The following is a 23182-nucleotide window of genomic DNA, read 5'->3' as shown; positions in this document are numbered from 1 at the left end:
GGGGTGTCGGCATTCCCCGTACACTCCGCCACAAGAGATGCGAAACAAGAGATATCCCGAACGGATACCACAAGGGAGTCGACCCCATGTCCGATTACGCCGCCCCTGTGCGCGACATGCGCTTTGTCCTCAATCACGTGCTGGATCTGGAGGATATCGCCAGACTGCCCGGCTACGAGCATGCCGAGCCCGATCTGGTGGACCAGATTCTGGAAGAAGCGGCGAAGCTGGCCAATGGCGTGCTGGGGCCGCTGAACTGGACCGGTGACCAGCAGGGCGCGCAGTACGAGAACGGGGTTGTGCGCACGCCGGAGGGATTTGCCGATGCCTATCGCCAGTTCTGCGAGGGCGGCTGGAACGGTGTGCCGTTCGATATGGAGCGTGGCGGCGGCGGCCTGCCCTGGGCGGTGACCATCGCCCTGACGGAGATGTGGAACGCAGCCAATCTGGCCTTCTCCCTCTGTCCGCTGCTGACCCAGGGCGCCATCGACGCGCTGGAGGCACACGGCTCGGAAGAGCTGAAGGACAAGTATCTCGACCGCATGATCTCCGGCGAATGGACAGCGACCATGAACCTGACCGAACCGCAGGCGGGATCGGATGTCGGTGCCCTGCGCACCAAGGCCGAGCCGCGCGGCGACGGCACCTGGCTGATCAAGGGCCAGAAGATCTTCATCACCTTCGGTGAGCACGACATGGCCGACAACATCATCCATCTGGTGCTGGCCCGGACACCGGACGCGCCTGCGGGCACGCGTGGCATCAGCCTGTTCGTGGTGCCGAAGTTCCTGGTCAATGACGATGGCAGCCTGGGGGAGCGCAACGACCTGCGCTGCGCCTCCATCGAGGAAAAGATCGGCATCCACGGCAGCCCCACCTGCGTCATGTCCTATGGTGACAATGACAATTGTGTCGGCTGGATGCTGGGCGAGGAAATGAAGGGCATGCGGTCGATGTTCACGATGATGAACAATGCGCGCCTGTCCGTCGGCACCCAGGGTGTTGCCGTGGCGGACCGTGCCTACCAGCGCGCTGTCGCCTTCGCCCGTGACCGGGTACAGGGCAAGGCCATCCCCGATGCGGCGGCCGGTGGCTCCGGCAGCATCATCGACCATGCCGACGTGCGGCGGATGCTGATGACCATGAAGGCCTATACGGAAGCATCGCGCGCCATCTGCCTCTACAACGCCGCCTGCCTGGACTATGGCCGCCGTCATCCGGACGCGGACACGGCCCGCCGCCGTGGCGGTATGGCGGAACTGCTGACGCCGATCTCCAAGGGCTTCGGTACCGACATCGGGGTCGAGATGTCCTCCGTTGGCGTCCAGATCCATGGTGGCATGGGCTTCGTGGAGGAAACCGGCGCCGGGCAGCATTATCGCGACAGCCGCATCCTGCCGATCTACGAGGGCACGAACGGCATTCAGGCCATGGACCTGGTGATGCGCAAGCTGACCCTGAATGGCGGGGAACCGATCAAGGACCTGCTGGCGGAGGTGAGTGAGACCATCGCCGCCTGCGGCAAGAGCGACGACGAACGGGTGCAGGCGATCGCGGAGCCGCTGGAGGCCGCACGGTCCGCAGCGGAGGAATCCGCCACGTGGCTGGTGGAGCGCATGGGCAGTGCGGCCAATGATGCCGCAGCCGGTGCCGCACCTTTCCTGCGCCTGATGGGCCTGCTTGCCGGTGGTGACCTGCTTGCCCGTGCAGCCATCGCGGCGGCGCGCCAGGTGGCGGCGGGGGAGGGGGACACGCCTTTCCTCAATGCCAAGGTCGGGACAGCGCACTTCTTTGCCACCCAGCTGATGCCGCAGGCCGGATCGCTCGGGCTGGCAGCACGTCAGGGCTCGGCCGCCCTCTATGCCATTCCCGACGATGCGCTGGTCGCCTGAGGTCGGCCTGCGACCCGGTTCCGTTGTGTGAAGTGATCGGCCGGGCTGTTGCCGTTACAGCAGCCCGGCTGAGCGGAAGCTGATTTCCTGACCCTTGCCGATCACCAGGTGGTCATGCAGCGTCACGCCGACGGCCTTGGCCGCATCGCGTACCAGTTTCGTCATCTCGATATCCGCGTGTGACGGCATCGGGTCGCCGGAGGGGTGATTGTGCACCATGATCAGGGCGGACGCTTCCAGTTGCAGCGCCCGCTTCACCACTTCGCGCGGATAGACCGGGGTATGGTCCACCGTGCCCTTCTGCTGCAGTTCGTCGGCGATCAGCTTGTTCTTGCGGTCGAGAAACAGCACCCGGAACTGCTCCGTCTTGCGGTAGGCCATGTCGGCCTTGCAATAGTCGACCAGCGTGTCCCATGACGACAGCACCGTGGCGCTGCTCATCGCCTTCGTGCGGGTCAGGCGGATGGCTGCGGCCTCGACGGACTTCAACGCTGCGACACCGGTCTCGCCCAGCCCCTTGATCTCCAGCAGCCGCTCCGGGGCGGCGCTGATGACATGGGCGAAGTCGCCGAATGCCGCCAGCAGGGCCTTGGCCAGGGGCTTCGTGTCGCCGCGCGGATTGCCGGCCCAGAGAATCATCTCCAGCAGTTCGTAGTCTTCCAGGTTCTCGCCGCCGGTCTTGGTCAGCCGCTGGCGCAGGCGGGCGCGATGGCCGTGGTAGTGCGGTTTCGCATCTGCCGCGGGGCGCTTCGCTTTCCCGTCATCGCTGGATTCGGACACGGCGCGGCACCCCCTCAATACGGGGGCTTGTGCATGCCCTTCGGCGATTCCGTGAAGATCTCGACGCCGGTTTCCGTCACGCCGATGGAATGCTCGAACTGTGCCGACAGGGAACGGTCGCGGGTCACGGCGGTCCAGCCGTCCTCCAGGATCTTCACCCGCCAGTCACCCAGATTGATCATGGGCTCGATGGTGAAGAACATGCCCGGGCGCAATTCCTGACCGGAGCCGTAATCGCCATAGTGCAGGATGTTCGGGGCATCATGGAACACCTGCCCCAGACCGTGGCCGCAGAAATCACGCACCACGGCGCAGCGCTCGCTCTCCGCATATTCCTGGATGGCGGCGCCGATGTCGCCGACGCAGGCCCCCGGTTTCACCATGCGGATGCCGCGCATCATCGATTCGTAGGTAATGTCGACCAGACGCTTGGCCTTCAGCTTGACCTTGCCGGAATAGAACATGCGACTGGTATCGCCGTGCCAGCCATCGACGATGACCGTGACATCGATATTGACGATATCGCCATCCTTCAGCACCCGGTCCCCCGGAATGCCGTGACAGACAACGTGGTTGATGGAGGTGCAGATCGACTTCGGAAAGCCGCGGTAATTCAGCGGCGCGGGGATCGCGCCATTGTCGGTGATGTATTCGTGGCAGATGCGGTCCAGTTCCCCGGTCGTCACGCCGGGCTTCACGTGGGGTGCGATCAGGTCCAGCGTCTCGGCGGCCAGCCGGCCTGCCTTGCGCATGCCCTCGAACGCTTCCGGTCCGTGCAGCTTGATCTGTCCGGTATTCTGGCTCGGCGCCTTCTCGGCTGCGACATAATCCATGGGCTGCGGCCTCCTCTGGGCGCGGGAGCGTGGCTCTCTCAATCGATATCTACGGGCAGGACAGCCTTGGGATATATGGCTTCCGGGGAAATCACGCAAGCTTGGGCAACCGCCTCGACACCCGCCTCACGGGCGCGGCGAAAGGCTTCCGCATAGGCAGGGTCGATATCCTCCGCCAGGCGGAACGAATTTCCGTCATCGCGCATGGCGAGATAGAACATGACCGCTCGATGGCCCTGTCGGACCATGCTTGCCAGCTCATCCAGATGCTTTGCCCCGCGACTGGTGACCGAATCCGGAAATTCCAGCACACCGGGCAGGCGCGACATGGTCACGCCCTTCACCTCCACGTAGCAGTCGGGGCGTCCCTGTGACTGCAACAGCAGATCGATCCGCGACTTCTCCCCGTACTTCACTTCCCGGCGGATGGTTTCGTAGCCGTCGAGCGACGGCTGCAGGCCGGTCTCGATGGCCTGCCGGGCCAGCAGGTTGGGCCGCATAGTGTTGACGCAGACAAGCGCCGCATCCACCTGCAGCAGTTCCAGGGTCCATTGCAGCTTTCGTTTCGGATCATCGTGCGGGGTCAGCCAGACCGCCTGGGGCGCGCCGTCGATCAGGCTGAGCATGGAGCCGGGATTCGGACAGTGCGCCGTGATCTCCCTGCCGTCCTCCAGCCGCACGTCGGCCAGAAAGCGCTTGTAGCGGCGCAGAAGCGTGCCCCGGATGAGGGGAGGCTGAAATGTCATGAAGTGTCTCCCCTGCGCCGGATGCAGCGGCATTGACGGAAATTCATTGCGCCCGTGCAACAAGTTTCACGCTCGCGGTGCTTGACAGGGATGCGTGGCGGGCGTATCCCCCCGCTCGCACTTCGTTGCGGGGGTGTAGCTCAGTTGGTTAGAGCGCTGGCCTGTCACGCCAGAGGCCGCGGGTTCGAGTCCCGTCACTCCCGCCACTTTCTCCCTGCCAAAAACGCCACCACTGTGCCTGCGTTCGGGGAACTCCTTGAAATATAATCGATCTCCGCAGCAAACTGCGCCGGATTGACGCTTTCGCCCGGTCCAAACGGTGCCTATACTCCCCCGTCTTCATTGTCGGGGAAATGAGGGAGCCGAGACCGGTGACAGGTGTCGATACGCTGTTGAGTGAATATCTGCCGATCCTGATCTTTCTGGGCGTGGCCATCGGGCTCGCCAGTGTGATCGTGATCGCGTCCTTCATTGCTGCCCGCCAGAAGCCGGACAGCGAGAAGCTTTCGCCATACGAATGCGGCTTCGAGCCGTTCGGGGATTCCCGGACGCAGTTCGACGTGCGCTTCTATCTGGTGGCCATCCTGTTCATCATCTTCGATCTGGAGGTCGCCTTCCTGTTCCCGTGGGCGGTATCGCTGGCCGAAATCGGTACCTTCGGGTTCTGGTCGATGATGATCTTCCTCGGCATCCTCACCATCGGTTTTGTCTACGAGTGGAAGAAGGGAGCGCTGGAATGGGAGTGAACGAGAACCTTCCTGTCACCGCGCTGGCGGCCAAGGCCGCGTCGGGCGATCAGGATGCCTTCTACCGCGACGTGGGGGAGGAACTGTCGGAAAAGGGTTACATCATCAGCAATGTCGACAAGCTGGTGAACTGGGCGCGGACAGGGTCGCTCTGGCCGATGACGTTCGGTCTGGCCTGCTGCGCCGTGGAGATGATCCACGCCTACATGCCGCGCTATGACCTGGACCGCTTCGGTGTCGTGCCGCGCGCCAGCCCGCGTCAGTCGGACGTGATGATCGTCGCCGGTACGCTGACCAACAAGATGGCCCCGGCGCTGCGCAAGGTCTACGACCAGATGTCGGAGCCGCGTTACGTCATCTCCATGGGGTCGTGCGCCAACGGCGGCGGCTACTACCATTACTCCTACTCGGTCGTGCGGGGCTGTGACCGGATCGTTCCGGTCGATATCTATGTGCCCGGCTGCCCGCCGACGGCGGAGGCGCTGGTGTACGGCATTCTGCAGTTGCAGAAGAAGATCCGCCGTACCGGCACCATCATGCGCTGACGAGCAACGTTTTTTCAGGGGTCCGGGATCATGGACGAAAATCTGAACGAGCTGGCGGAGCAGATCAGCTCCGGTCTGGGCGATGCGATCATCGGCGTTACCGTCACGAACGGTGAATTGCGGGTAGATGCGCGCGCGGATCGCATTGTTCAGGTGATGACGTATCTGCGTGACAATTCCGGGTGCCAGTTCAAGGCGCTGATGGATGTCACGGCGGTGGACTGGCCTGCCCGGTCGCCGCGGTTCGATGTCGTCTACCATCTGCTGTCGATCCGGCTGAACCAGCGTGTCCGGGTGGCGGTGAAGACCGACGAGGAAACGCCGGTGCCGAGCGTGTCGGAGGTCTACAGCGTCGCGAACTGGTTCGAGCGCGAGACCTGGGACATGTATGGCATCATGTTCTCCGGTCATCCCGACCTGCGCCGCATCCTGACCGACTATGGCTTCGAGGGGCATCCGCTGCGCAAGGATTTCCCGCTGACCGGCCATGTCGAAGTGCGCTACGACGACGAGCAGAAGCGCGTGATCTACGAGCCGGTGAGCCTGACACAGGAATTCCGCCGGTTCGACTTCATGAGCCCGTGGGAAGGGGCGCAGTACATCCTTCCCGGCGACGAGAAGAGCAGTGAGGCGTCCTGATCATGGCTGAGGTCGAGATCAAGAACTACATGATGAACTTCGGTCCGCAGCATCCGGCCGCGCACGGTGTCCTGCGCTTGGTGCTGGAGCTGGACGGCGAGATCGTGGAGCGGGCCGATCCGCATATCGGCCTGCTGCATCGCGGCACCGAGAAGCTGATCGAGTACAAGACCTACCTGCAGGCGATGCCCTATTTCGACCGGCTGGACTATGTCGCGCCGATGAATCAGGAGCATGCCTTCTGCCTGGCGACGGAGCGTCTGCTTGGGCTGGAGGTTCCGGCCCGTGGCCAGGCGATTCGCGTGCTGTTCGCGGAGATCGGGCGGCTGCTGAACCATCTGCTGAACTGCACCACGCAGGCCATGGACGTGGGCGCGATGACGCCGACGCTCTGGGGCTTCGAGGAGCGCGAGAAGCTGATGGAGTTCTACGAGGCCGCATCGGGCGCGCGGCTGCATGCGGCCTACTACCGGCCCGGTGGCGTGCACCAGGACATCCCGGCGGACATGCCGGAGAAGATCCTGGCCTGGTGCAGGACCTTCCCGAAGTTCCTGGACGACGTCGAGGGGCTGCTGACGGAGAACCGGATCTTCCGCCAGCGCAATGTCGATATCGGCGGCCTGAGCGTCGAGGACGCGCTGGACTGGGGTTTCTCCGGCGTCATGCTGCGGTCCTGTGGCGTGCCGTGGGACCTGCGCAAGTCGCAGCCCTATGACGGGTATGAGGCGTTCGATTTCGATATTCCCGTCGGCAAGACCGGTGACTGCTTCGAGCGTTATCTGTGCCGGCTGGAGGAGATGCGCCAGTCGCTGCGGATCATCGAACAGGTGCTGGAGCGCATGCCGGATGGCCCCGCGAGTTCGGTCGACCGCAAGGTGACGCCGCCGAAGCGGGGCGAGATGAAGCATTCGATGGAAGCGCTGATCCATCACTTCAAGCTCTACACCGAAGGCTTCCATGTGCCGGAAGGCGAGGTCTATGCCGCCGTCGAGGCGCCCAAGGGCGAGTTCGGCGTCTACCTTGTCTCCGATGGCAGCAACAAACCCTACAAGTGCAAGATCTCGGCACCTGGCTATCGTCACCTTCACGCGACGGACTTCCTGTCGAAGGGCTACCAGCTTGCCGATACGGTGGCGATCGTCGGATCGCTGGACGTGGTTTTCGGGGAGATCGACCGATGAGTGGTGCTGCGGGACCCGCCGTGGAACAGCCGGCCAGCTTCGAGTTCGAGCCGGAAGTCTGGGCGCAGGCGGAAAAGATCATCGCCCGCTATCCGGAAGGGCGCCAGCAGAGTGCGGTCATGCCCCTGCTGGATCTGGCGCAGCGCCAGCATGGCTGGCTGCCGCAGGCGGCGATCCGCTGCGTCGCGGAAAAGCTGGGCATGCCCTACATCCGCGCCTATGAGGTCGCGACCTTCTACACCATGTACAACCTGGCCCCCGTCGGCAAATACCACCTGCAGCTCTGCCGGACGACGCCGTGCTGGCTGCGCGGGGCCGATGAACTGCGCCGCGCCATCAAGGACAGGACCGGCCTCAGTCACGCCGGTGTATCCGACGACGGCCAGTTCTCGCTGGTGGAGGTCGAGTGCCTGGGCGCCTGCTGCAACGCACCCATGATCCAGATCAATGACGATTTCTACGAGGATCTGGATTACGAAAGCTGCACCACTCTGCTGGATCGGCTGGCGAAGGACGATGTGCCCGCGCCCGGTCCGGTGAATGGCCGCCGGTTCTCCGAACCGGCCGAGGGGCGCAAGACGCTGCTGGATCGTGTCGAGGGGACATCCTGATGCTGCAGGACAAGGATCGTATCTTCACCAATCTCTACGGTGACCAGCCCTGGAACCTGGCTGACGCGCGGAAGCGTGGCATCTGGGACAATACCAAGGCGCTGCTGGACATGGGGCCGGACAACATCATCGGCCAGATCAAGGAATCCGGTCTGCGTGGCCGGGGCGGCGCCGGTTTTCCGACGGGGCTGAAGTGGTCCTTCATGCCGAAGGAATCGGACGGGCGTCCGTCCTATCTCGTCGTCAACGCTGACGAATCGGAACCCGGCACCTGCAAGGACCGGGAGATCATGCGCAACGATCCGCACCGGCTGCTGGAAGGCTGTCTGGTGGCAGGGTTCTCCATGAAGGCGAGCGCCGCATTCATCTATATCCGTGGCGAGTTCGTCATGGAGGCGCGGGTGCTTCAGGCGGCGATCGAGGAAGCCTACGAGGCTGGCCTGATCGGCAAGAACGCCTGTGGTTCCGGCTATGACTACGACATCGTGCTGCATCGCGGTGCCGGGGCCTATATCTGCGGCGAGGAGACGGCGCTGATCGAGAGCCTGGAGGGCAAGAAGGGCCAGCCGCGGCTGAAGCCGCCGTTCCCGGCGGCCGTGGGCCTGTATGGCTGCCCCTCCACGGTGAACAATGTCGAATCCATTGCGGTGGCGCCGGAGATCCTGCGGCGCGGCGCGGCCTGGTTCGCCGGTCTGGGCCGGCCGAACAACACCGGGACCAAGCTGTTCTGCGTTTCGGGGCATGTGAACACGCCCTGCAACGTCGAGGAGGAAATGGGCATCCCGCTGAAGGAACTGATCGAGAGGCACTGCGGCGGAGTGCGTGGCGGCTGGGACAACCTGCTGGCCATCATTCCGGGCGGATCTTCGGTGCCGATGATCCCGAAGTCGATCTGCGACGAGGTGCTGATGGATTTCGACAGCCTGAAGGAAGTGCAGTCGGGTCTGGGGACGGCGGCGGTGATCGTCATGGACAAGTCCACCGACATCGTGGAGGCCATCGCCAATCTGGCGCATTTCTACATGCATGAGAGCTGCGGGCAGTGTACCCCTTGCCGGGAAGGCACCGGCTGGATGTATCGGGTGCTGACGCGGATGGTGCGCGGTCAGGCAACGGTTGGGGAAATCGACCAGCTCCACGAGGTGACGAAGCAGGTCGAGGGCCACACGATCTGCGCCCTGGGGGATGCGGCCGCCTGGCCGATTCAGGGTCTGATCAGGCATTTCCGGCCCGAGATGGAGCGTCGGATACTGGAATATCGCAAGCAGGCCGCCTGAGGGGTGTCCGTGCGAACCGTGAACGAATAGAGGGAACGGCAGGAAGCCATGCCGAAGCTGACAGTAGACGGGATCGAGGTTGAGGTACCAGCAGGTGCCACGGTGCTGCAGGCCTGTGAGGCTGCGGGCCGGGAAATTCCCCGGTTCTGCTATCACGAGCGTCTGTCCATCGCGGGCAACTGCCGCATGTGCCTGGTGGAGATGGAGAAGGCGCCGAAGCCTATCGCCAGCTGTGCCATGCCGGCGGGTGACAACATGGTCATCCACACGGATTCACCGACGGTGAAGAAGGCGCGTGAAGGCGTGATGGAGTTCCTGCTGATCAACCATCCGCTCGATTGCCCGATCTGCGACCAGGGCGGCGAGTGTGACCTGCAGGACCAGACCATGGCCTATGGCCGTGGCGGGTCGCGCTTCGACGAGAACAAGCGCGCGGTCAAAGAGAAGTACATGGGGCCCCTGATCAAGACGATCATGACCCGCTGCATCCATTGCACCCGCTGCGTCCGCTTCGTGGAGGAAGTGGCTGGCGTGCCGGACATCGGCGCGATCAACCGGGGTGAGAACATGGAGATCACGGCGCTGGAAAGCGTCGTGGACAGCGAGCTTTCGGGCAATGTCATCGACCTCTGCCCGGTTGGTGCCCTGACCTCCAAACCCTATGCCTTCAACGCGCGCCCCTGGGAGCTGCGCAAGACCGAAGGCATCGACGTCATGGACGCGCTGGGCAGCAACATCCGCATCGACGCACGTGGTCGTGAAGTGCTGCGGGTGATGCCGCGCCTGAACGAGGACGTGAACGAGGAATGGATTTCCGACAAGACCCGCTTTGCCTGTGACGGCCTGCGTCGCCAGCGGCTTGATCGTCCCTATGTCCGGGTGGATGGGCGTCTGAAGCCGGCAAGCTGGGCGGAGGCGTTCCGCGTCATCGGCGAGAAGGTCTCCTCCGTGGAGCCGTCGAAGATCGGTGCCATCGTCGGTGACATGGCGGCGCTGGAGGAAATGACGGCGCTGAGGGATCTGATGGCGGCACTGGGCAGCCCGAACATCGACTGCCGTGCCGATGGTGCGAAGCTGGATGGCGCGCACCGCGGGGATTACCTGTTCAACACGACGATTGCCGGGATCGAGGATGCCGATGCGGTGCTGCTGGTCGGCAGCAACCCGCGCAAGGAAGCGGCGGTGCTGAACGCGCGTATCCGCAAGACCTGGGTGCAGTCCGCCGGTGCGCTGAAGGTTGGCGTGATCGGCGAGAATGCCGACCTGACCTATCCCACGACATATCTGGGTGCAGGCCCGGAGACGCTGACCGAGCTGCTGAATGGCAGCCATTCCTTCTGCGACGTGCTGAAGGAGGCCGAACGGCCGCTGATCATCGTCGGTGCCGGTGCGCTGGCGCGTGAGGATGGTGCGGCGGTTCACGCTGCGGCGCGGAAGCTTGCCGATCAGACCGGCGCTGTCACCGATGACTGGAACGGTTTCTCGGTCCTGCACACCGCTGCCTCCCGCGTTGGCGGGCTGGAACTTGGCCTGGTGCCGGGTGAGGGCGGTCTGGATGCGGGCGCGATGCTGTCCGGTGGCGTCGAGGTCCTGTTCCTGCTGGGCGCGGATGAGATCGATACCTCCGGCCTGGATGGTACCTTCGTGATCTATCAGGGCAGCCACGGCGATGCCGGGGCCCATGCGGCGGATGTGATCCTGCCGGGCGCCGCCTATGCGGAGAAGGCCGGGATATGGATCAATACCGAAGGCCGTATCCAGATGGCGGAACCTGCCAACCAGGCACCGGGAGAGGCGCGGGAGGACTGGAAGGTCCTGCGGGCGCTGTCGGCGCAGCTGGAGCACACGCTGCCCTATGACGATATTGCCGCCCTGCGCGCCCGGATCGGTGAACTGATCGAAGGGCTGGACATGGTTGATCTTGCACGGCCCGGAACACCGGGACCGCTGCGCGATGATGCCGGTGAGATGTCGGATGCGCCGTTTGCCTGTCCGGTCACCGACTACTTCATGACCAACCCGATCGCGCGGGCCAGCCAGACCATGGCTGAGTGTTCCGAGCTCTATTCCGTCGGCAAGGCCGCTGCAGGGGAGGCGACAGGGACCAATGGTTGAGTTCTGGAGCGTCTGGCTGCTGCCTTTCCTGATCATTCTCGGCAAGATCCTGCTGATCGCGGTGCCGATGCTGCTGGCCATGGCCTATCTGACCCTGGCTGAGCGCAAGGTCATCGGCGCGATGCAGATGCGCCGTGGCCCCAACGTTGTCGGCCCCTTCGGCCTGCTGCAGCCGCTGGCCGACGGTGCCAAGCTGCTGCTGAAGGAAACCGTGTTCCCGACCGGCGCGGACAAGACGGTCTTCGTCGCCGCGCCCATGCTGACCTTCATCCTGGCCCTGATCGGCTGGGCGGTGATCCCGTTCGATTCCGGCTGGGTGCTGGCCGACATCAATGTCGGCGTGCTGTACCTGTTCGCCATCTCCTCGCTGGGTGTCTATGGCATCGTCATGGCGGGCTGGGCCTCGAATTCACGCTATGCCTTCCTGGGTGCGATGCGCTCGGCGGCGCAGATGGTCTCCTACGAGGTCTCCATCGGCTTCGTCATCATCACGGTGCTGCTGTTCGCGGGCACGCTGAACCTGTCCGAGATCGTGGAGGCGCAGTCGTCAGCCGGCATCGCTTCGCTGCTGGGGCTGGAGCAGGGCGGTATCCTCGGCTGGTACGTCTGGCCGCTGTTCCCGATGTTCATCATCTTCTTCATCTCGGCACTGGCCGAGACCAACCGTCATCCGTTCGATCTGCCGGAGGCAGAGGCGGAACTGGTGGCGGGCTATCAGGTTGAATATTCGTCCATGACCTTCGCCCTGTTCTTCCTGGGCGAATACATGAACATGATCCTGATGAGCGGCCTGACCGCCCTGCTGTTCCTGGGCGGCTGGCATTCGCCGATACCGGGGGAAACCTTCATTCCCGGCGTGATCTGGTTCGCGCTGAAGATCAGTTTCCTGCTCTTCGTTTTCATCTGGGTGCGCGCAACCCTGCCGCGCTACCGCTATGACCAGCTCATGCGGCTTGGCTGGAAGGTCTTCCTGCCGGTTTCGCTGGGCGCCGTGGTGTTCTATTCCGGTGTGCTGGTCTACGGCGGACTGTTGCAGGGCTGAGGCAGGACAAGAGGAGGCTGCGATCATGGGATTTCTGGACCGTACCGCGCGGGCTGTCCTGCTGGGCGACATGCGCTCCGGCATGTGGCTGACGCTGAAGTACATGTTCAAGCCGAAGGTGACGCTGAACTACCCCTACGAGAAGGGGCCGCTCAGCCCGCGCTTCCGGGGCGAGCACGCGCTGCGCCGCTATTCGAACGGCGAGGAACGCTGCATTGCCTGCAAGCTGTGCGAGGCGATCTGTCCGGCACTGGCCATCACCATCGAGGCCGAACCGCGCGAGGACGGCAGCCGCCGGACCACGCGCTACGACATCGACATGACCAAGTGCATCTACTGCGGTTTCTGTCAGGAAGCCTGCCCGGTGGATGCGATTGTCGAGGGGCCGAACTACGAATTTGCCACCGAAACGCGGGAGGAGCTGTTCTATGACAAGAGCAAGCTGCTCGCCAACGGCGACCGGTGGGAACGGGAGATCGCGGCCAATCTGGCTGCGGACGCGCCCTACCGCTGATCGCGGTGGGCGCTGGACTTGAGGTGTCGGCGGCGCGATCAGGGGATCGCGGTGACGGCGTGGCCCGGCAAGGGCCTGAAGGGGCGACTGGAATGAAGGGAATGGACACGTGATCCTGCCAGCCTTGGCATTCTATCTGTTCGCGACGATCACCGTTGCCTGCGGCGTGATGGTGATCGCGTCGCGCAACCCGGTGCATTCCGTGCTGTTTCTGATCCTCGCCTTCTTCAATTCGGCGGGGCTGTTCGTGCTGCTGGGGGCGGAGTTCCTGGCGATGATCCTGGTCATCGTCTACGTCGGCGCGGTCGCGGTGCTGTTCATGTTCGTCGTCATGATGCTGGACATCAATTTCGTCGAGTTGCGGCAGGGTTTCCTGCAGTACCTGCCCATCGGCCTGCTGGTGTCCTTCATCCTGCTGGTGGAGATCCTGATGGTGGTGGGTGCCTGGGTGATCGCCCCGGAAACGGCAGCCGTCGCTGCTGCGCCAACCCCGGATCCGGCCCTGCGCAGCAATGTCGCCGCGCTGGGGGATCTGGTCTACACCCGCTACGTCTACCTGTTCCAGGCGGCAGGGATGATCCTGCTCGTCGCCATGATCGGTGCCATCGTGCTGACCCTGCGTTCGCGCCCGGGTGTGCGTCGCCAGCGCATCGCCGATCAGGTCAGCCGCACGCGGGACAGTTCGGTTGAGATCAAGAAGGTCCAGCCCGGCCAGGGCGTCTGAGGGGGGCCGAGGGGAAGTCATATGGAAATTGGTCTCGGACATTATCTGACGGTTGCGGCGATCCTGTTCACGCTGGGGATCTTCGGCATCTTCATGAACCGCAAGAACGTCATCATCATCCTGATGTCGATCGAGCTGATGCTGCTCGCCGTCAACATCAACCTGGTGGCCTTCTCTACCCACCTGAACGACCTCGTGGGTCAGGTCTTCGCGATGTTCGTGCTGACCGTCGCGGCGGGGGAGGCGGCCATTGGCCTGGCCATCCTGGTCGTGTACTTCCGCAATCGCGGCTCCATCGCCGTTGAAGACATCAACATGATGAAAGGCTGATCGAGACCGCCATGATGTATGTCCTGATCACCTTCGCACCGCTGCTCGGTGCCCTGCTGGCCGGTTTCTTCGGGCGTTCGCTCGGCGACCGTGCCGCCATGCTGATCACAAGCCTGCTGATGACCCTGGCTGCTGTCCTGTCCTGGGTCACGCTCTATCAGGTTGCCTTCGGCCACAGCCCGGCGCACGTCGAGCTGCTGAGCTGGATCAAGTCCGGGGACTTCGCGGTCAGCTGGGCGCTGCAGATCGACAGCCTGACCGCCGTGATGCTGGTCGTGGTGAACACCGTGTCCTGCCTGGTTCACTGGTATTCCATCGGCTACATGAGCCACGACAAGGCGAAGGCGCGGTTCTTCGCCTACCTGTCGCTGTTCACCTTCGCCATGCTGATGCTGGTCACCAGCGACAACTTCGTGCAGCTCTATTTCGGCTGGGAAGGTGTGGGCCTGGCATCCTATCTGCTGATCGGTTTCTGGTACCACAAGCCCTCCGCCAACGCGGCGGCAATGAAGGCCTTCATCGTCAACCGCGTGGGTGACTTCGGCTTTGCCCTCGGTATTGCCGGCATCTTCCTGGTCTATGACAGCGTGACGTTCGAGGCGGTGTTCAGCGCGACACCGGACTATGTGGACCACACCTTCATGTTCCTCGGCTACGAGGTGCATACCCTGACCACGATCTGCCTGCTGCTGTTCCTCGGTGCGATGGGCAAGTCGGCACAGTTGCCGCTGCACACCTGGCTGCCGGACGCGATGGAGGGCCCGACGCCGGTCTCCGCGCTGATCCATGCGGCAACGATGGTGACGGCAGGCGTGTTCCTGGTCGCGCGCTGTTCGCCGATGTTCGAGTATGCGCCGGACGCGCTGGCCGTGGTCGCGGTCATCGGTGCCACGACAGCCTTCTTCGCCGCGACCGTCGGTCTTGTGCAGACCGACATTAAGCGGGTCATCGCCTATTCGACCTGTTCGCAGCTCGGCTACATGTTCTTCGCGGCGGGCCTGTCAGCCTATCCGGTGGCGATCTTCCACCTGTTCACCCATGCGTTCTTCAAGGCGCTGCTGTTCCTGGGCGCCGGTTCGGTGATCCATGCCGTGGCGGATGAGCAGGACATGCGGAAGATGGGCGGTCTGGCCCCACACATCAGGAAGACCTTCTTCATGATGTGGATCGGCTCCCTGGCGCTTGCCGGTATCGGCATTCCGGGGGTGATCGGCTTCGCCGGCTTCTATTCCAAGGACCTGATCCTGGAGAGCGCGTTCGCCGCACACACCAGCTTTGGCGAATATGCCTTCATCATGGGTATCGCCGCGGCCTTCATGACCGCCTTCTATTCCTGGCGCCTGCTGTTCATGACCTTCAACGGCAAGCCCCGTGCTCCCCGCGAGACCATGGCGCATATCCATGACTCGCCGCCGGTGATGATGATCCCGCTGTATGTCCTGGCCGTTGGCGCAGTCTTCGCCGGTATCGCATTCTACGGCCCGATGACCGGACACCACTGGGAGGAGTTCTGGGGTGAGGCGATCCTGATCCTGCCGGTCCACACCGCGCTGGAGCATGCCCACGACGTGCCCACCTGGGTGAAGTGGCTGCCGCTGGTGGTCTCCGTTGCCGGTATCGCGCTGGCCTGGCAGATGTACATCCGCAACACGGAACTGCCCGGTTCGTTCGCCCGGACACATCAGGCGATCTACCAGTTCCTGCTGAACAAGTGGTACTTCGACGAGCTGTATGACTGGATCTTCGTCCGCCCGGCAAAGGGGCTGGGACGGATCTTCTGGAAGCGTGGTGACGGTCAGGTCATCGACGGCTTCGGCCCGGATGGCATCTCGTCGACGGTTCTGAAGCTGGCCCGCCGGGCGAGCCTGCTGCAGAGCGGCTACGTCTACCACTACGCCTTCGCCATGCTGATCGGCGTCGCCGTGCTGGTCAGCTTCTATTTCTACGCGATCGGGGTCTGAGGATAAGATGTTTGCTTTCCCGCTGCTGAGCATCGTTACCTTCGCGCCCCTGGTTGGTGCGCTGATCATCCTGCTGTTCGTGCGTGGTGACGACGCCGATGCGCAGAAGAACGTCCGCTGGGGCGCGCTGTTCGCCACCACCGGCACCTTCCTGCTGTCGCTGATCATCTGGGGCCGTTTCGAATATGGCACCGCCGACCTGCAGATGGTGGAGGAAGTCGACTGGATCGGCACCGGCATCGACTACCGCATGGGGATCGACGGGATCTCCCTGCCGCTGGTGCTGCTGACCACGTTCCTGATGCCGCTCTGCATCCTGGCGAGCTGGGAGGCGATCAAGGTCCGGGTGAAGGAGTACATGATCGCGTTCCTGCTGATGGAAACGCTGATGATCGGCGTCTTCTGCGCGCAGGACCTGCTGCTGTTCTACCTGTTCTTCGAGGCCGGTCTGATCCCGATGTTCCTGATCATCGGCATCTGGGGCGGCGGGCGCAGGATCTACGCCTCCTTCAAGTTCTTCCTCTACACGCTGCTCGGCTCCGTGCTGATGCTGCTGGCGATCCTTTGGATCTACTTTGATGCCGGCACCACCAGCATTCCGGCACTGACGGCACAGGCAGTCGATCCGGACAAGGCGATACCGGCCAATATCCAGACCTGGCTGTGGCTGGCCTTCTTCGCCTCCTTCGCAGTGAAGATGCCGATGTGGCCGGTCCATACCTGGCTGCCGGACGCGCACGTGGAGGCACCGACGGCCGGTTCCGTGATCCTGGCCGGTGTGCTGCTGAAGATGGGCGGCTACGGCTTCATCCGGTTCAGCCTGCCGATGTTCCCCGTCGCCTCCATGGACTTTGCGCCGCTGATCTTCGGCCTGTCGGTGGTCGCGGTCATCTACACCTCGCTCGTCGCGCTGGTGCAGGAGGACATGAAGAAGCTGATTGCCTATTCCTCCGTGGCGCACATGGGCTTCGTCACCATCGGCCTGTTCACCTTCAATGTGCAGGGTATCGAGGGCGCGATGTTCGTCATGCTGGCGCATGGCCTGATCTCCGGCGCGCTGTTCCTCTGCGTCGGTGTCGTCTATGACCGGCTGCACACGCGGGAAATCGCGCGCTATGGCGGACTGGTGGAGCGCATGCCGCGCTATGCCTTCGTCTTCATGCTGATGACCATGGCCTCTGTCGGCCTGCCGGGCACCGCCGGGTTCGTCGGCGAGTTCCTGTCCATCGTCGGCGCGTTCGAGGCCAATACCTGGGTTGCCCTGCTGATGACCACCGGTGTGATCCTGGGGGCGGCCTATGCGCTGCTGCTCTATCGCCGGGTCGTCTTCGGCAAGCTGGAGAAGGAAGACCTGAAGGCCATGACCGACCTCAGCCCGCGCGAGATCCTGATCTTCGCGCCCATTGCGGTGGCGGTGATCTGGCTTGGCGTCTATCCCTCCTCGTTCCTGGACATCATGGAACCGTCGATCACCTATCTGGTCGAACACCACAACGCGGCCATCGCGCTCGACGCAGCGATGCAGCCCGCGGGCGCCGAGACCCTCGGCGCGGCGAAGCATTGAGGTCCGATCACCATGCATGATTTCGCCATAGCCCTTCCCGAGATCTTCCTGGCTGTCGCCGCGATGGCGATGCTGATGATCGGCGTGTTCCAGAAACCCGGTTCCGACATGGGGCTGGTGTCCTGGCTGGGCATCCTTTCGCTTGCCGTTGCGCTGGTGCTGGTGGTGACGGGGGAAGGTGACAATGTCAGCTTCGCCGGCCTGTTCGTCGATGATCCCTTTGCACGCTTTGCCAAGGTGCTGATCCTGATCGGCTCTGCCGCCGCCATCATCCTGTCGCAGGGCTTTGTCCGGCGGGAGGGGATGAACCGGTTCGAATATCCCGTGCTGATCATGATCGCCACGCTGGGCATGCTGATGATGGTCTCCGCCAATGACCTCATCTCGCTCTACATGGGTATCGAGCTGCAGAGCCTGCCGCTCTACGTGCTGGCGGCCTTCAAGCGTGACTCGACCCGCACGACGGAGGCGGGGCTGAAGTACTTCGTTCTCGGCGCGCTGTCGTCGGGCATGCTGCTCTATGGCTGTTCCATGATCTACGGATTCACCGGCTCCACCACGTTCGGTGACATTGCCAATGTGATGCAGGGGCAGGAAAAGGCGGGCCTGGGTCTCGTCATCGGCATCGTCTTCCTGTCGGCCGGTCTGGCCTTCAAGGTGTCGGCAGTGCCGTTCCACATGTGGACGCCTGACGTCTATGAGGGCGCGCCGTCGCCGGTCACCGCCTTCTTTGCCACGGCACCCAAGGTCGCGGCACTGGCCATGTTCCTGCGCGCCATGCTGGAGCCCTTCGGCGGCATGGAGGCGGACTGGCGGCAGATCATCTGGCTGATTTCGGTCCTGTCGATGCTGCTGGGTGCCTTCGCGGCCATCGGGCAGCACAACATCAAGCGGCTGATGGCCTATTCCTCCATCGGCCATGTCGGTTACGCACTGGTCGGCCTGACGGCGGCAACGTCGGAGGGTGTGCGCGGCGTTCTGGTCTATCTGACCATCTATCTGGTGATGAACGTCGGCACCTTTGCCTGCATCCTGGCGATGCGGCGCGGCGACCGGATGGTGGAGAGCATCGACGACCTGCGTGGTCTGGGAAAGACCCACAAGGGCATGGCCATGGCGCTGGCGATCTTCATGTTCTCGCTGGCGGGCGTGCCGCCGCTGGCCGGGTTCTTCGGCAAGTTCTACGTCTTCATGGCGGCCATCAATGCGGGCCTGTACTACCTGGCCGTCATCGGTGTCCTCGCCAGCGTGGTTGGTGCGTTCTACTACCTGCGGATCATCAAGATCATGTATTTCGATGAGCCGACCGAGCCGCTGTCGAAGCCGATCGGCATGGAGCTTGGCGTGCTGATGGCGGTCACCGCCTTCCTAACCGCCGCCTTCTTCGTCGTGCCCGGTGTTCTGGTCAATGGTGCGGCTGTTGCGGCAGGCAGCCTGTTCCCCTGAACGGGGAAGGGGTGACCAATGGACATCCGCATCCAGGAAGATGAACCGACCCGTCCGGAATGCCTGGCGCTGCTGCAGGTGCATCATGCGCACATGCAGGCCCATACCAGCCCGGAGAAGATCTACGCGCTGGATGCCAGCGGACTCGCCGCGCCCGGCATGACGTTCTGGAGCATGTGGGGCGACGGTCGGCTGATCGGTTTCGGCGCGCTGAAGGAACTCGATACCGGGCATGGCGAGATCAAGTCGATGCACACCATCGGTGAGCTGCGCGGGCAGGGACTTGCCGCCCGCATGCTGGACCATATCGTCGCCGTGGCACGCCAGCGGGGGTATCAGCGTCTCAGCCTGGAGACCGGTTCGGCGGACGGCTTCCGTTCGGCGCGGACACTCTACGCCCGCTACGGCTTCACGCCCTGTGGTCCCTTCTCCTTCTACCCGGATGACCCGGAAAGCTTCTTCATGACGCTTGTCCTCGACTGATGTCGACCGGCCGCTTTCATCATGTGGCGCTGGGCGATGTCGGTTCCACCAATGACGAGGTGAAGGTGCGGCTGGAGATGGCTGATCAGGGCGGGCTGGTGGTCACGGCAGAGCGTCAGATGCAGGGACGCGGACGGCGCGGTCGGGAGTGGACCAGTCCGGCCGGCAATCTCTATTCCTCCTTCGGCTTCTGCCCGACGGTGCCGCTGGCCCGTTTCGCCGAGCTTTCCTTCATTGCCGCGCTCGGCGTGGCTGAGGTGGCCACAGAGGTCCTGCAGGACCGGGCCGCCGTCCGCTGCAAGTGGCCGAACGATGTTCTGGCGGACGGTGCGAAACTGTCCGGCATCCTGCTGGAGACGGCACGCACGCCAGCGGGGCGGGACGCGGTCATAATCGGCATCGGGGTCAATATTGCCTCAGCGCCGACAGGCACACCCTATCCGGCCTTTGCCCTGTCCACCCTTGCACCGGAGACCACGGTCCAGCGGGTTCTTGCCATGTTGAGCCTGCGCTTGACGGCGTGGACGGAAACGTGGGAGAGGCAGGGCTTTGCGGCTGTTCGCCGGGCCTGGCTGGACATGGCTGACGGACTGGGCAAGCCGGTCGTTGCCCGTCTGGCGGATGGCGAACTGCATGGCCTGTTCGAGGGGCTGGATGACGACGGTGCCCTGTTGTTGCGACAGGATGATGACACCTTGAGGCGGATCACGGCGGGGGATGTCTTCCGGCCGCCGCCCCACTGAAGCGCGAATCGAGGAGAGGTCGATGCTGCTGACGATCGACGCGGGCAACACCAATACGACCTTCGCCGTGTTTGACGGTGAGGACATTCTCGGCGAGTGGCGGACAAGCACGAATTCTGCCCGGACCGCCGACGAGTATGGCGTCTGGCTGGCCAGCCTGATGGGGCTGGTGGAAGTCGATGCGAAACAGATCGACAGCGCCATCATCGCCACCGTGGTGCCGCAGGCGCTGTTCAACCTGCGCACACTCTGCCGCCGCTATTACCGTTGCGAACCGATCGTGGTCGGTGATCCGGACGTGGATGTCGGCATCAAGGTGCTGATCGAGAAATCGCGGGAGGTCGGTGCGGACCGCATCGTCAACGCCGTCGGTGTGAAGAAGAAGTATGGCGGCCCGGCGATCATCGTCGATTTCGGCACCGCCACGACGTTCGATATCATCAATGAAGCAGGCGACTATCTGGGGGGCGTGATCGCGCCGGGCATCAACCTCAGCCTCGAGGCCCTGCACATGGCGGCGGCGAAGCTGCCCCGTATCGCGGTGGAGCGACCGGAGCGCGTGATCGGCAATGATACGCAGTCCGCGATGCTGTCAGGGGTCTACTGGGGCTATGTCGGTCTGATCGAAGGGCTGATCAGTCGCATCCGCGAAGAATACGGGCAGCGCATACAAGTCATTGCAACCGGCGGCCTCGCCCCTATGTTCGCCGATGGTACGGACTGCATCGAGGCGATCGATCGTGATCTGACGATGCACGGGCTGCTGGAGATCAGTCGCCGCAACCCAAGGACGCTGTAGTGGGCAAATCGAAATCGAGCAAGGCTGGCGGACATCACGCCTATCGTGACGGACTGGTGATGGTGCCGCTGGGTGGCTGCGGTGAAATCGGCATGAACCTGACCATGTATGGCACGGGCGGGAAGTGGCTGATGGTCGACTGCGGCATGACCTTCGCCGACGACAACCTGCCCGGCATCGACATTGTCGTGCCCGATCCGACCTACGCGGAGACGGAGGCCGAGGATATCCTCGGTCTGGTGATCACGCATGGTCATGAGGATCATCTGGGTGCGGTTCACCACCTGTGGCACCGTTTCAAGTGTCCGGTCTATGCGACACCCTTTGCCGCGGAACTGCTTGTCGGCAAGTTCAGGGAAGCGGGGATCGAGGACGACGTCGATCTGCGCATCGTCCGTGACGAGGGCCCGCTGGAACTCGGCCCCTTCCGCGTGACCATGATCGGCCTGACCCACTCGACGCTGGAGATGCAGGCGCTGGCGATCGAGACGCCGCACGGCACGCTGCTGCACACCGGCGACTGGAAGTTCGATGCGACCCCGATGCTGGGCCCGGCCTCCGACGAGGAGGCGCTGCGGGCATGGGCGAAGAAGGGGATCCGGGCGCTGATCTGCGATTCCACCAATGTCTTCAGTCCCGGCACGTCGGGTTCGGAGGGCGATGTGCGCGACGAACTGGTCAGGACCGTACAGGGGCGCAATGGCCTGGTGGTGGTGACAACCTTCGCCTCCAACGTCGCGCGGCTGGAAAGCGTGGCCTACGCCGCGAAGCAGTCCGGTCGTCACTTCGCGCTGGTGGGCCGGTCGCTGTGGAAATTCTACGAGGCGGCGCGAAAGGTCGGCTATCTGGCGGACATGGACGAGCCGCTGAACGACAAGGAAGCGGCAGCGATGCCGCGGGACAAGGTGCTGCTGCTCTGTACCGGCTGCCAGGGGGAGGCGCGCGGTGCCATGGCGCGCATCGCCAACGATGACCACCCGCAGGTCAACCTGCGCAAGGGCGACGTGGTGATCTTCTCCTCCAAGATCATTCCGGGCAACGACAAGACCCTCTATCGCCTGCACAACCAGCTCGCCCTGAACGAGATCGAGGTAGTGACGGAAAAGGATCGTCCGGTGCATGTCTCCGGCCACCCGAGCCGTGATGAACTGCGGCGCATGTACGAGATCGTGCAGCCGGAAATGCTGATCCCGGTCCATGGCGAGGCGCGCCACCTGATCGAGCAGGCGCGCTATGCGGTGAAGGAATGCGGCGTCCCGGAAGCGCACGTGGTGCTGAATGGCGACATCCTGCAACTGGGGCCGGGCACACCGGAGAAGGTGGGTGAGGTGCCGGTCGGGCGTCTGGCCGTCGATGCCTCCGGACTGGTGCTGACAGCGGCGGAGATGCTGCTGAACCGGCGCAGGCTGAGCCACAATGGTGCCGCCATGATCGTGCTGGTGGTGGATGAGGACAGCGAACTGATCGAGGATCCGCGCATCATCCTGATCGGCATTGCCGAAGGCGCGGAGCATCGCGACCTGATCGCGGACGCGGAACGCGCGATCGAGCGGGAGATGGGCAAGGTCAATGGCCGACGCCCGGCGGATGATGACACTTTGGCCCAGACTGCGGTCCGGGCGCTCAGGAAGGTGGTACGGCAGGCCAATGGCCGCCGGCCGGTAACGGAATGCGAGGTCGTGCGCCTGGAAGAGGGTGAGCGGGTCGCGGCAGGCAAGTGGAAGGAGGCTGTCTGATGATCGGACGTCTGAATCATGTGGCAATTGCGGTTCCTGATCTGGAGGCCGCGACGGCAACCTATCGTGACACGCTGGGGGCGAAGGTCTCCGAGCAGCAGCCGGAGCCGGATCACGGCGTGACGGTGGTGTTCGTGGAACTGGGCAACACCAAGATCGAGTTGCTGCATCCGCTGGGTGAGGATTCGCCCATCGCCAACTTCCTGAAGACCAACCCGTCGGGCGGCATGCACCACGTCTGCTACGACGTGGAGGACATCATTGCCGCGCGCGACAAGCTGAAGGCCGAAGGCGCCCGGGTGCTGGGCGACGGGGAGCCGAAGATCGGCGCCCACGGCAATCCGGTGCTGTTCCTGCACCCGAAGGACTTCTGCGGTACACTGGTGGAACTGGAACAGCCCTGACGGGGGCGGTCTCGGGGGGGCGAGGGTCCAGTCTGACACTTCGGCCTGAGTACGACAGCCCACAACCAACC

Annotated in this window: 23 protein-coding genes and 1 tRNA gene; 21 read left to right on the top strand and 3 right to left on the bottom strand. The window is 63.6% G+C overall.

The window, feature by feature from the left end; genetic code table 11:
* The first annotated feature begins 86 nt into the window (after positions 1–86).
* Positions 87–1892 (top strand): acyl-CoA dehydrogenase, encoded by a 1806-nt coding sequence (locus QGV54_RS12320; protein ID WP_281016536.1) that lies wholly within the window; start codon positions 87–89, stop codon positions 1890–1892.
* 54 nt (positions 1893–1946) lie between these two features.
* On the opposite strand, the gene radC is transcribed toward QGV54_RS12320, so the two are convergent.
* The 3 genes from radC to sfsA are packed head-to-tail and all read right to left on the bottom strand — an operon-like array spanning position 1947 to position 4251.
* Complete coding sequence (radC, locus tag QGV54_RS12315; RefSeq protein ID WP_281016537.1) at positions 1947–2672, bottom strand: DNA repair protein RadC; 726 nt, start codon at positions 2670–2672, stop codon at positions 1947–1949.
* 14 nt (positions 2673–2686) lie between these two features.
* Positions 2687–3505, bottom strand: a complete 819-nt coding sequence (gene map, locus QGV54_RS12310) for a type I methionyl aminopeptidase (protein WP_281016538.1) — start codon at positions 3503–3505, stop codon at positions 2687–2689.
* Positions 3506–3543: 38 nt separating this feature from the next.
* On the bottom strand, positions 3544–4251 hold the full coding sequence (sfsA, locus tag QGV54_RS12305; RefSeq protein WP_281016539.1) for a DNA/RNA nuclease SfsA: 708 nt from the start codon (positions 4249–4251) through the stop codon (positions 3544–3546).
* A 129-nt stretch (positions 4252–4380) separates the two neighbouring features.
* Here sfsA and QGV54_RS12300 point away from each other — a divergent pair.
* The 20 genes from QGV54_RS12300 to mce all read left to right on the top strand — a co-directional run bounded on the left by QGV54_RS12300 (position 4381) and on the right by mce (position 23111).
* Positions 4381–4457 (top strand) — tRNA-Asp (locus QGV54_RS12300).
* Between the two features lie 165 nt (positions 4458–4622).
* Positions 4623–4997: an NADH-quinone oxidoreductase subunit A gene (locus QGV54_RS12295; RefSeq protein ID WP_281016540.1), complete on the top strand. Its 375-nt coding sequence runs from the start codon at positions 4623–4625 to the stop codon at positions 4995–4997.
* Positions 4988–5542 (top strand): NADH-quinone oxidoreductase subunit B, encoded by a 555-nt coding sequence (locus tag QGV54_RS12290; protein WP_281016541.1) that lies wholly within the window; start codon positions 4988–4990, stop codon positions 5540–5542. Before QGV54_RS12295 ends, QGV54_RS12290 begins: the two co-directional genes overlap by 10 nt.
* A gap of 30 nt (positions 5543–5572) precedes the next feature.
* Entirely contained in the window at positions 5573–6181 is a 609-nt protein-coding gene (locus QGV54_RS12285; protein WP_281016542.1) for an NADH-quinone oxidoreductase subunit C, read from the top strand.
* Between the two features lie 2 nt (positions 6182–6183).
* On the top strand, positions 6184–7362 hold the full coding sequence (locus QGV54_RS12280) for an NADH-quinone oxidoreductase subunit D (RefSeq protein WP_281016543.1): 1179 nt from the start codon (positions 6184–6186) through the stop codon (positions 7360–7362).
* Positions 7359–7973, top strand: coding sequence for an NADH-quinone oxidoreductase subunit NuoE (gene nuoE, locus QGV54_RS12275; protein ID WP_281016544.1), 615 nt, complete (start codon positions 7359–7361; stop codon positions 7971–7973). Before QGV54_RS12280 ends, nuoE begins: the two co-directional genes overlap by 4 nt.
* Positions 7973–9250, top strand: coding sequence for an NADH-quinone oxidoreductase subunit NuoF (nuoF, locus tag QGV54_RS12270; RefSeq protein ID WP_281016545.1), 1278 nt, complete (start codon positions 7973–7975; stop codon positions 9248–9250). The genes nuoE and nuoF overlap by 1 nt, the downstream gene beginning before the upstream one ends.
* 48 nt (positions 9251–9298) lie before the next feature.
* Entirely contained in the window at positions 9299–11365 is a 2067-nt protein-coding gene (gene nuoG / locus QGV54_RS12265) for an NADH-quinone oxidoreductase subunit NuoG (RefSeq protein ID WP_281019922.1), read from the top strand.
* The gene (gene nuoH / locus QGV54_RS12260) at positions 11358–12407 is read left to right on the top strand and encodes an NADH-quinone oxidoreductase subunit NuoH (RefSeq protein ID WP_281016547.1); all 1050 of its coding nucleotides are present in this window, start codon (positions 11358–11360) and stop codon (positions 12405–12407) included. Before nuoG ends, nuoH begins: the two co-directional genes overlap by 8 nt.
* A 25-nt stretch (positions 12408–12432) precedes the next feature.
* Positions 12433–12921: an NADH-quinone oxidoreductase subunit NuoI gene (gene nuoI, locus QGV54_RS12255; RefSeq protein WP_281016548.1), complete on the top strand. Its 489-nt coding sequence runs from the start codon at positions 12433–12435 to the stop codon at positions 12919–12921.
* Positions 12922–13030: 109 nt separating this feature from the next.
* Entirely contained in the window at positions 13031–13645 is a 615-nt protein-coding gene (locus QGV54_RS12250) for an NADH-quinone oxidoreductase subunit J (RefSeq protein ID WP_348637608.1), read from the top strand.
* Between the two features lie 21 nt (positions 13646–13666).
* Entirely contained in the window at positions 13667–13975 is a 309-nt protein-coding gene (nuoK, locus tag QGV54_RS12245) for an NADH-quinone oxidoreductase subunit NuoK (protein ID WP_281016550.1), read from the top strand.
* A gap of 14 nt (positions 13976–13989) precedes the next feature.
* Positions 13990–15936, top strand: coding sequence for an NADH-quinone oxidoreductase subunit L (nuoL, locus tag QGV54_RS12240; protein ID WP_348637700.1), 1947 nt, complete (start codon positions 13990–13992; stop codon positions 15934–15936).
* 7 nt (positions 15937–15943) lie between these two features.
* A complete protein-coding gene (locus QGV54_RS12235; protein ID WP_281016552.1) occupies positions 15944–17500 on the top strand; it encodes an NADH-quinone oxidoreductase subunit M in 1557 nt (518 codons plus the stop codon).
* Between the two features lie 12 nt (positions 17501–17512).
* Positions 17513–18946: an NADH-quinone oxidoreductase subunit NuoN gene (nuoN, locus tag QGV54_RS12230; RefSeq protein ID WP_281016553.1), complete on the top strand. Its 1434-nt coding sequence runs from the start codon at positions 17513–17515 to the stop codon at positions 18944–18946.
* 18 nt (positions 18947–18964) lie between these two features.
* Positions 18965–19429 (top strand): GNAT family N-acetyltransferase, encoded by a 465-nt coding sequence (locus QGV54_RS12225; RefSeq protein WP_281016554.1) that lies wholly within the window; start codon positions 18965–18967, stop codon positions 19427–19429.
* Complete coding sequence (locus QGV54_RS12220) at positions 19429–20172, top strand: biotin--[acetyl-CoA-carboxylase] ligase (protein WP_281016555.1); 744 nt, start codon at positions 19429–19431, stop codon at positions 20170–20172. The genes QGV54_RS12225 and QGV54_RS12220 overlap by 1 nt, the downstream gene beginning before the upstream one ends.
* A 22-nt stretch (positions 20173–20194) precedes the next feature.
* A complete protein-coding gene (locus QGV54_RS12215; protein WP_281016556.1) occupies positions 20195–20971 on the top strand; it encodes a type III pantothenate kinase in 777 nt (258 codons plus the stop codon).
* A complete protein-coding gene (locus QGV54_RS12210) occupies positions 20971–22707 on the top strand; it encodes a ribonuclease J (protein ID WP_281016557.1) in 1737 nt (578 codons plus the stop codon). The genes QGV54_RS12215 and QGV54_RS12210 overlap by 1 nt, the downstream gene beginning before the upstream one ends.
* Positions 22707–23111 (top strand): methylmalonyl-CoA epimerase, encoded by a 405-nt coding sequence (mce, locus tag QGV54_RS12205; RefSeq protein WP_281016558.1) that lies wholly within the window; start codon positions 22707–22709, stop codon positions 23109–23111. The genes QGV54_RS12210 and mce overlap by 1 nt, the downstream gene beginning before the upstream one ends.
* Positions 23112–23182 lie beyond the last annotated feature (71 nt).

The sequence above is a fragment of the Minwuia sp. IMCC3060 genome, from assembly GCF_029909435.1.
Taxonomy (GTDB): Bacteria; Pseudomonadota; Alphaproteobacteria; order Minwuiales; family Minwuiaceae; genus Minwuia.
The sequence above is the reverse complement of the archived record's forward strand: the minus strand, read 5'-3'. Positions and strand labels throughout refer to the sequence as shown.

Bases quoted from the DNA above. Each gene is read 5' to 3' on its own strand.
- nuoG (WP_281019922.1), top strand. From the start codon at position 9,299: ATGCCGAAGCTGACAGTAGACGGGATCGAGGTTGAGGTACCAGCAGGT.
- QGV54_RS12235 (WP_281016552.1), top strand. From the start codon at position 15,944: ATGTTTGCTTTCCCGCTGCTGAGCATCGTTACCTTCGCGCCCCTGGTT.
- mce (WP_281016558.1), top strand. From the start codon at position 22,707: ATGATCGGACGTCTGAATCATGTGGCAATTGCGGTTCCTGATCTGGAG.
- sfsA (WP_281016539.1), bottom strand. From the start codon at position 4,251: ATGACATTTCAGCCTCCCCTCATCCGGGGCACGCTTCTGCGCCGCTAC.
- QGV54_RS12280 (WP_281016543.1), top strand. From the start codon at position 6,184: ATGGCTGAGGTCGAGATCAAGAACTACATGATGAACTTCGGTCCGCAG.
- nuoH (WP_281016547.1), top strand. From the start codon at position 11,358: ATGGTTGAGTTCTGGAGCGTCTGGCTGCTGCCTTTCCTGATCATTCTC.
- map (WP_281016538.1), bottom strand. From the start codon at position 3,505: ATGGATTATGTCGCAGCCGAGAAGGCGCCGAGCCAGAATACCGGACAG.
- nuoL (WP_348637700.1), top strand. From the start codon at position 13,990: ATGTATGTCCTGATCACCTTCGCACCGCTGCTCGGTGCCCTGCTGGCC.
- nuoI (WP_281016548.1), top strand. From the start codon at position 12,433: ATGGGATTTCTGGACCGTACCGCGCGGGCTGTCCTGCTGGGCGACATG.
- nuoK (WP_281016550.1), top strand. From the start codon at position 13,667: ATGGAAATTGGTCTCGGACATTATCTGACGGTTGCGGCGATCCTGTTC.
- nuoN (WP_281016553.1), top strand. From the start codon at position 17,513: ATGCATGATTTCGCCATAGCCCTTCCCGAGATCTTCCTGGCTGTCGCC.
- QGV54_RS12285 (WP_281016542.1), top strand. From the start codon at position 5,573: ATGGACGAAAATCTGAACGAGCTGGCGGAGCAGATCAGCTCCGGTCTG.
- QGV54_RS12215 (WP_281016556.1), top strand. From the start codon at position 20,195: ATGCTGCTGACGATCGACGCGGGCAACACCAATACGACCTTCGCCGTG.
- nuoF (WP_281016545.1), top strand. From the start codon at position 7,973: ATGCTGCAGGACAAGGATCGTATCTTCACCAATCTCTACGGTGACCAG.
- QGV54_RS12225 (WP_281016554.1), top strand. From the start codon at position 18,965: ATGGACATCCGCATCCAGGAAGATGAACCGACCCGTCCGGAATGCCTG.
- nuoE (WP_281016544.1), top strand. From the start codon at position 7,359: ATGAGTGGTGCTGCGGGACCCGCCGTGGAACAGCCGGCCAGCTTCGAG.
- QGV54_RS12320 (WP_281016536.1), top strand. From the start codon at position 87: ATGTCCGATTACGCCGCCCCTGTGCGCGACATGCGCTTTGTCCTCAAT.
- QGV54_RS12290 (WP_281016541.1), top strand. From the start codon at position 4,988: ATGGGAGTGAACGAGAACCTTCCTGTCACCGCGCTGGCGGCCAAGGCC.
- QGV54_RS12220 (WP_281016555.1), top strand. From the start codon at position 19,429: ATGTCGACCGGCCGCTTTCATCATGTGGCGCTGGGCGATGTCGGTTCC.